The sequence below is a fragment of the Micromonospora sp. NPDC049580 genome (genome assembly GCF_040675595.1).
In the GTDB taxonomy this organism is placed as follows: domain Bacteria; phylum Actinomycetota; class Actinomycetes; order Mycobacteriales; family Micromonosporaceae; genus Micromonospora.
The window spans coordinates 1-6,880 of sequence record NZ_JBFAPG010000346.1 but is presented as its reverse complement, the minus strand read 5'-3'; the positions used below and the strand labels follow the sequence as shown (position 1 = coordinate 6,880).

Genomic DNA, 6,880 nt, shown 5'->3' with positions numbered 1-6,880 from the left:
ACGCGATGCGGTTCGAGGCGGACACGGAGGTCGGCGCGGACGCCGAGCGGGTCTGGGCGTTGCTTGTCGACGTGGCGCGGTGGCCAGAGTGGACGGCCTCGGTGAGTCGGGCCGAGCGGGGTGAGTCAGGGCCCCTCGCGGTCGGTGCCACCGCCCGCCTGACCCAGCCGAGTGGCCGAGCTGACGTACCCGGAGGTGGGACGGACCCGGCATGGCGCGCTGCCCGGCGGATACCACCACCTGCGCCACCGGACCCGTCGACCGGCTGTTTCGAGACCGCGGCCGAGGCGGTGCTGAGCTGGCGGCTGCACCGCGCCGCCGGGGTCCGGATGCGCACCGACGCGGCACGGGCCACCGAGGGTGCGCTGGTCACGGCCGGCCTCGGGGTCGGGTTGGCCCGCGTGTGGGGGCCCTGCCGGGTGGTCTGGAGCGACGAGTCGCCCACGCTCGCCGGCTTCGGCTACGGCACCCTCCCCGGTCACCCGGAGCGGGGCGAGGAGGCGTTCGTGGTCGGCCAGGACGACAGTGGCGCGGTCTGGTTCGAGGTACGCGCGTTCAGCCTCCCGGACCGCTGGTTCACCCGCGCGGCCGGCCCGGCCGTCCGGGCGGTGCAGCACGCGTACGCCTGGTGGCTCGGTCGCACTCTGCGCCGGCTCTGCGCCGGCCGCTGACCCGGCGGCCTCAAAAGCGGGCGAACGAGCGGATCGGGGCGCGCGGGCCGTACTTCGGCGCCTGGATGCCGGCGGCCTCCAGCAGCAGACACACCCGACCCCGATGCCCCCGGAACGGCTCCAGCAGGGCCAGCATCCGAGCGTCGTCACCCCTCGGTTCGCCGGCGAGCGCCCAGGCCACCGTGTTCGGGATGTGGTAGTCGCCGACGCTGACCGCGTCCGGGTCACCGTAGGCGATCCGGACCACCTCGGCGGCGGTCCACGGGCCGATGCCCGCGATGGCGGTCAGCCGCCGGGTGGCCTCGGTGGCGTCCACGCAGCGCTCCAGCCGATCGGCGAGCGCGGCGGCGCGCCGCAGCGTGTCGGCCCGGCGCTGCTCCACGCCGAACGGGTGGAACACCCAGTACGGGGTGGCGGCCACCGCGGCGGCCTCGGGCGGCAGCAGCAGCGGTTGCAGCGGGCCGGGTGCCGGCTCCCGGAAGTGCCGCACGGTCGCCGCGTACGCCCGGTACGCCTCCTTGCCGGTGACCTTCTGCTCGAAGACCGCGCGCAGCAGCCGGGGGAAGACCTGCCCGGTGGTGGGCATCCGCAGCCCCCGGTGCTCCCGGGCCAGCCGGGCGACGAGCGGGTGCGCCGCCGCCAACTCGGCGAAGCCGGTCAGGTCGTCGTGCAGCCCGGCGATCTTGTCGGCGCGGGCCACCACGTGCTCGGCGCCCGGTCCGTAGCCCTCGGCGAGCAGCTCACCGCCCGCCGGCCGCAGCGCGAGGGTGGCCGGCCCGTCCGGGGTGCGGGTAGCCCACCAGAACGTGCCGGCGGCGATGCGCGCGCACGGGTCGTACGGGCTGAAGGTCAGGCCGCGGACCGACGCGGCCAGCCGGTAGCCGACGGGCGGGTGCAGCACCCTCGTCGCGGCAGGCTCGGTCTCGGTCACCCCGCTACTCTGCCAGGTCGCGGTACGGCGCCGGTCGTCGACCAGCCGCCCGCGGGCACGGCGGTGGCCGGTCGCGCCCTCCCCGGCTGCGACCGGCCACCGTGCCCTGGCGTATCGGGATCAGTACGAGTAACCCGAACCGCCGGCGTCGCTCGACCCGCTGTCCGCCGGCGGCGCGACGGCCTTCGGCGTCGAGGTGGGCAGGCAGGTCAGGTTCTTCTTGCCGTTCTGGTCGACCACGAACCAGGTGCCGCCGACGGCCTGGCCCTTCCACTGGCCGGGCTTCTTGTCGCCGATGTAGCGGTACACCGGCCAGCCGCCGATGGTGAGCTGTCGGGTGCCGTCCTGTCGGGTGACGCTGCCGACCTTGTCGTCGGAGAGGCCGGTGAGCTGCGGGTTGCCGTCGGTCAACGCCGGCGGCCACACCTGCGCGCACTTGTCGACGCAGTTCGACGCGGGCGGGTCGGCGGTGTCCTTGTCGAACCGGTACAGGACCCAGCCGTCCTGGTCGGTCACGACGTTGCCCATCCGGGCGATCTTCTTGCCGATCAACTGCTCGGTCAGGTCGACGTCCGCGGGCGGCGGCGCGTCGGCGACCGGCGCCTCCGCGGATGCCGACGCCTCGGGTTCAGCCGACGCGGTGGGCTCGGCCGCGGCGACGGCGACCGGCTCGGCCGCGCTCGAGTTCGCCCCGTCGTAACCCGCGGGAGCGCAGGCCGTTAGTGCGACCATCGCGCTCGCGACGATGACGGTCCGCTTCATCTGTGCCACGTGCCCTCCTCATTCTTGGCAGTTCACCCATAGGTACGGCGGGCAGGCTGTCAAGGTTGAATAAGTAACAGTGGTCAATTTCACGCGAATGGATTGAACCAAATCGAGCGTCCATCCGTATGGCCCTCCACACGGCACCTTCGGTCACACAACGGATCGACGCCGGCCATTGAGACAATGACCGGCGTCGAGGATGGTACGCGACCCTTACATGGGCACCGTGACCAGCGGACTGGCCACCCCGTTGCGGTCGACCGACTGCACCTGGAGCTGCTTGATGTCACTCGCCAACGCGGACGTCGAGGCGCTCAGCTCAAGACCCTGCGGGCGATTGTTCGTGCCGTAACCGCCATCGGGCACCGACCACGTCGAAATCACCTCGGTGGTGCCGTTCGTGCGCACCACCATCAACCGGCAGATGCGTGGGCCGGGCAGTTTCCGCAGGCTGAAGTTGATGCGGGTGCCGTACTCCCGCTCGACCAGGAACATCGTCGTCTGCACGCCCGTCGTCGGGTCCGTGGCGTCGACCTGGTCGCCCTCCTCCTCGGTGCCGCCGACGCCCGGGCCGCTCGGCGGCGCGGTCGGCGCGCTCGTCGGCGGGTCGTTGGCGGCGGCGCTCGTCGTCGGCTCCGCGAGAAGCCCCGGCGCCTCGTCCCCGGCCACACTCACGAAGCCGTAACCCGTCAACCCGCCGAAGACCACCACCGCCGCGGCGGTCGCGAGCAGCTGACGAAACCGGGTACGCCGTCGGTCGGCCCGGACCGCTACCAACGTCCGGTCCAGCAGCGCCGGATCGGTGGCGGTCTGCTCCAGCGCCATCATCGTCTCGCCGTCGATGCCGGAGAGCAGCCCCACCACCGGCACCATCGTCTCCAGCTCGGCCGCGCACGCCCAGCACGCGGCGAGATGCTCCTCGAACCGCTCAGTGTCCTGCTCGTCGAGCACGCCGAGCGCGTACGCGGCGACGTCCATATGGTCTGGCCGGCTCATTCTGTCACCCCCCGCTCCTGCAGAGCCGTGCGCAGCGCGCGCAGCGCGTAGTAGACCCGCGACTTGGCGGTGCCCAGCGGAAGCCCCAACTCCTCGGCAGCCTCCGGCACCGTCCGCCCCCGGAAGTACGTCGCGATCAGGATCTCCCGATGCGACTGACTCAGCGTACGCAGCGCGTCCGCCACCGTCATCGTGCGCAGCACCCGGTCGGTGCTGTCCGCCTCGGCGAACGCGGTCAGGTCCCGGTCGTACGTCTCCGGCGGCCGGGCCTCCTGGCTGCGGTGCTCGTCGATGGCGATCCGACGGGCCACCGTGACCAGCCACGGCCGCAGCGAACCCTGCCCCTGCGCACCGAGGCGGTGCGCGTTACGCCAGGCCCGCAGCAGCGTCTCCTGCACGATGTCCTCCGCGCGCTGCCGGTCCCCCCCGGTGAGCCGCATGACGAACATCAGCAACGGGCCGGCGTGCTCGGCGTAGAGCAGCCGGATCAACTGGTCGGAGTGGCTGGCCTCGGTTGTCGTCGCCTGGTGGCGCCCGGGCGCCGGTTGGGGCGTCACCGGACCATTTTGGCGAGACATGGCTCGGGCGTCGACCCCCCGGGCAGACGAGGTCGGCCGCGACGACCGCGCGGACAACCAGTCCGCGCGAACCGCGTCGCCATGCCAACCGGCCGCCACCGCATGCATGCAGACCTCCGGGATGTCCGTGACCAACGCCGCCCCCACAAGGCGGGCCGCCCGGTGGTACGCAGCGCCGCCCCGAGCGGATCAACAAACCGCGAAAAAAGTTCGACGGAGAGGTCGGCGGGCTCGGATCGACCAGTCAGCGGCGGACGGAGAACAACCCCGGCGGCGGCGGATCCGAGCCGGTGGCGTCCGCGTCGCGCACCACCGCCGCGCCACCGACGAAGCGGTCCAACTCGTCGCCGGCCACCACCCGGCCGGGGAACCAGTCCCCGGCCGCCCGCCGGGTCAACGCGGGGACCGGGGGAGTCGTCCGCCCGGCGACCAGCACCAGATTGCCGTACCGGCGACCGCGCAGCACCGCCGCGTCACCGACCAGGCACGCCTGGGGCAGCACCGAGCGCACCGTGGCGACCTGGCCACGGGCGTACCGTAGCGGCGGGCCGTCGGCCAGGTTCGCCAGCAACCAGCCCGCCGGGCGGAGCACCCGCGCCACCTCGGCGGCGTACTCCACCGATGTGAGGTGCGCCGGTGTGCGGGCACCGGCGAACACGTCGGCGACCACCACGTCGTAGCTGGCGTCCCGCGTCGAGGCCAGCACCGCCCGCGCGTCCTGCACACGAACCCGCAGCCGGGCGTCCGCCGGCCAGGGCAACGCGCGGCGCACCAGCTCCACCAGAGCGCCGTCCACCTCGGACACCCGCTGGGTGGACCCCGGCCGGGTGGCCGACACGTAGCGGGGCAGGGTCAGCGCGCCACCGCCGAGGTGCAGCACCCGCAGCGGCTCGCCGGGCGGCGCGACCAGGTCCAGTGCGGCGGCCAGCCGCCGGACGTACTCGAACTCCAGATGCGTGGGATCGGTCAGGTCGACGTGCGACTGCGGCGCCCCGTCCAACAGCAGCGTCCACGAACCGGCCCGGTCCGGCGACGGCACCAGTTCGGCCCGCCCGGTGTCCACCTGCTCGACCACCCGGTCATCCGCTCGTTTGCGTCCCACCGCGACCCGCTCCCGCTCAGCGGCCGACGCGCGCCGCGGTGGTCAACGCGCGGTGCAGCAGACGGGAATCGCCGAGCAACGCCCGCAGGCGGCGCTCCAGACCGGCGATCGGGATGAGGTTCTGCGGCGCCCGCGGATCCTTGTACGGAGTCGACGCGAACCGGGGCAGCGTGACCAGCGACAGGTCGGCCAGGTCGATCGCCGCCTCGACGGGCAGGTCGGCGGAGCACTCCACCCGGACGATCCCGGCCCACGGCGCACCCACGGCCACCGGCAGCCGCAGATACCACGACCACCCGCCCCAGGCCGTGCCGAGCCGGAACACCGGTGACCGCTGACCGGACGCCAGACCGGTCACCACAGCCGTCAGCCGGGCGTCCAGGTACTGGCTGTGCTGGGTCTTGATGTAGCCGAGCGTGCGCGGCAACTGGCGGCGACTGCGCAACGGGCCGTCCACCACCAACAGGTCGCCGTCGACCCGGGCGGCGTCGGACACCGCCACCTCCAGCGCGGTCAACGGACCCTGCACGGCCGCCGGCAGCTTCGCCAGCTCGCCGGTGCCGCCCACCCGGTGCACCGGGTAGCGGATGGCGCCCGCCACCACGTCCTGCGCCGACGGGCTCGCCGTGAACAGGCCCCGGCCCACCCGCGTGCCGGCCAACTGGGCCGCGCCCCGACCGAGGTCGCAGCGGACAACCCCGGCCGCGTACGACGCCGCCAGCCCCGGGAAGGACCCGCCGTCCGCCTCGGCCGTCCAGATGCTGGCGTCGATCCGGCGGACCCCGTCGACAAGCAACACCACGTCGGGGGCCCGCACGTCCGCGCGTACCCCGATCGCCCGCCAGTCGACGGCCGGCAGCTCCACGTCGGCGTCGACCTGCGCGCTGCTCGGCGTCGCCGGCCCGGACGCGGACGCCTCGAACGACGCACCGTACGCCGGGTCCCACGAGTCGACGAAGAACGCGGCGTCGCTCACCGGCCCGTCCGTTCGACGCGCGCCGAGCGGGCATCCTTGCGCACCTCGAAGCGGACCGGGATCCGCTCGGCCAGCGCCGCGACGTGGGTGACCACGCCGACCATCCGGTCACCCCGGGCGGCCAGGTTCTCCAGGGTCGCGGCCACCGTGTCCAGCGTGGCCGCGTCCAGCGTGCCGAAACCCTCGTCCAGGACGATCGACTCCAGACTCGCCGCGGTCGTCGACATGCCGGCCAGCTGTTCGGAGAGCGCCAGCGCTAACGCCAGCGACGCCTGGAACGTCTCGCCACCGGAGAGGGTGCGCACCCCCCGGCGCAGCCCCGCGTCGTGGTGGTCGACCACGAAGAACTCGCCCTTGTCGTGCACCAGCTCGTACTGGCCCGAGGACAGCTCCCGCAGGATCCCCGACGCGCCGTCGACCAGCAGGTCCAACGCCTCCGCCAGCAGCCACCGCTCGAAGTTGTTGGCCCGCAGGTGCCCCGCGAGGGCCCGTGCCACCTGCGCCTCGCGCTCGTGCCCGGCCCGCTGCTCGCGCAACGTGCCGGCCTGCTCGCGGCGCTCGGCCAGCCGGCGCCGGTCGGCCTCGGCCCGCTCCACGGCCACCGTCGCGGCGTGCACCGGGTCCTCGCCGACGGGCACGTCGGCGGCGGCGAAGCGGTCGGCGATCTGCCGCTGCACCGCGTCGGCCGCCGCCTCGGCGTCGGCGACGACGGTGGCCCGGCCGGCCCGGTCGGCGCGGCGGCGCGCGGCCGCGGCCGCCCCCCCCGCGGGCAGCACCCCCCCCGAGGGCGCCACGGCGGCGCGGTCCGCCCCCGGCGGGACCCACCCCCCCCCAGCGGCGCGGGCCGGGTCGAAGCCCCCC

8 protein-coding genes are annotated in these 6,880 nt (G+C 74.2%); 1 reads left to right on the top strand and 7 read right to left on the bottom strand.

The features are described from left to right. Positions 1-671, top strand: a 671-nt coding sequence (locus AB0J68_RS23460) for a DUF1990 family protein (protein WP_363940477.1), incomplete at its 5' end; no start/stop codon positions are given. Positions 672-681: 10 nt separating this feature from the next. Here the strand turns inward: AB0J68_RS23460 and AB0J68_RS23455 are convergent. The 7 genes from AB0J68_RS23455 to AB0J68_RS23425 form a co-directional block, all read right to left on the bottom strand. Beyond that, a complete protein-coding gene (locus AB0J68_RS23455) occupies positions 682-1,602 on the bottom strand; it encodes a DNA-3-methyladenine glycosylase 2 family protein (RefSeq protein ID WP_355063927.1) in 921 nt (306 codons plus the stop codon). Positions 1,603-1,722: 120 nt separating this feature from the next. Next, positions 1,723-2,373, bottom strand: coding sequence for a hypothetical protein (locus AB0J68_RS23450; protein ID WP_354863145.1), 651 nt, complete (start codon positions 2,371-2,373; stop codon positions 1,723-1,725). A 207-nt stretch (positions 2,374-2,580) separates the two neighbouring features. Beyond that, the gene (locus AB0J68_RS23445) at positions 2,581-3,363 is read right to left on the bottom strand and encodes a zf-HC2 domain-containing protein (protein ID WP_355063925.1); all 783 of its coding nucleotides are present in this window, start codon (positions 3,361-3,363) and stop codon (positions 2,581-2,583) included. Further along, entirely contained in the window at positions 3,360-4,049 is a 690-nt protein-coding gene (locus tag AB0J68_RS23440) for a sigma-70 family RNA polymerase sigma factor (RefSeq protein WP_355063923.1), read from the bottom strand. The genes AB0J68_RS23445 and AB0J68_RS23440 overlap by 4 nt, the downstream gene beginning before the upstream one ends. Before the next feature lie 136 nt (positions 4,050-4,185). Beyond that, the gene (locus AB0J68_RS23435; protein ID WP_354863142.1) at positions 4,186-5,043 is read right to left on the bottom strand and encodes a fused MFS/spermidine synthase; all 858 of its coding nucleotides are present in this window, start codon (positions 5,041-5,043) and stop codon (positions 4,186-4,188) included. A gap of 16 nt (positions 5,044-5,059) precedes the next feature. Then, the gene (locus AB0J68_RS23430) at positions 5,060-6,019 is read right to left on the bottom strand and encodes a hypothetical protein (RefSeq protein WP_354863141.1); all 960 of its coding nucleotides are present in this window, start codon (positions 6,017-6,019) and stop codon (positions 5,060-5,062) included. Then, positions 6,016-6,880, bottom strand: an 865-nt coding sequence (locus AB0J68_RS23425) for an SMC family ATPase (RefSeq protein WP_363940476.1), incomplete at its 5' end; no start/stop codon positions are given. The genes AB0J68_RS23425 and AB0J68_RS23430, both read right to left, overlap by 4 nt.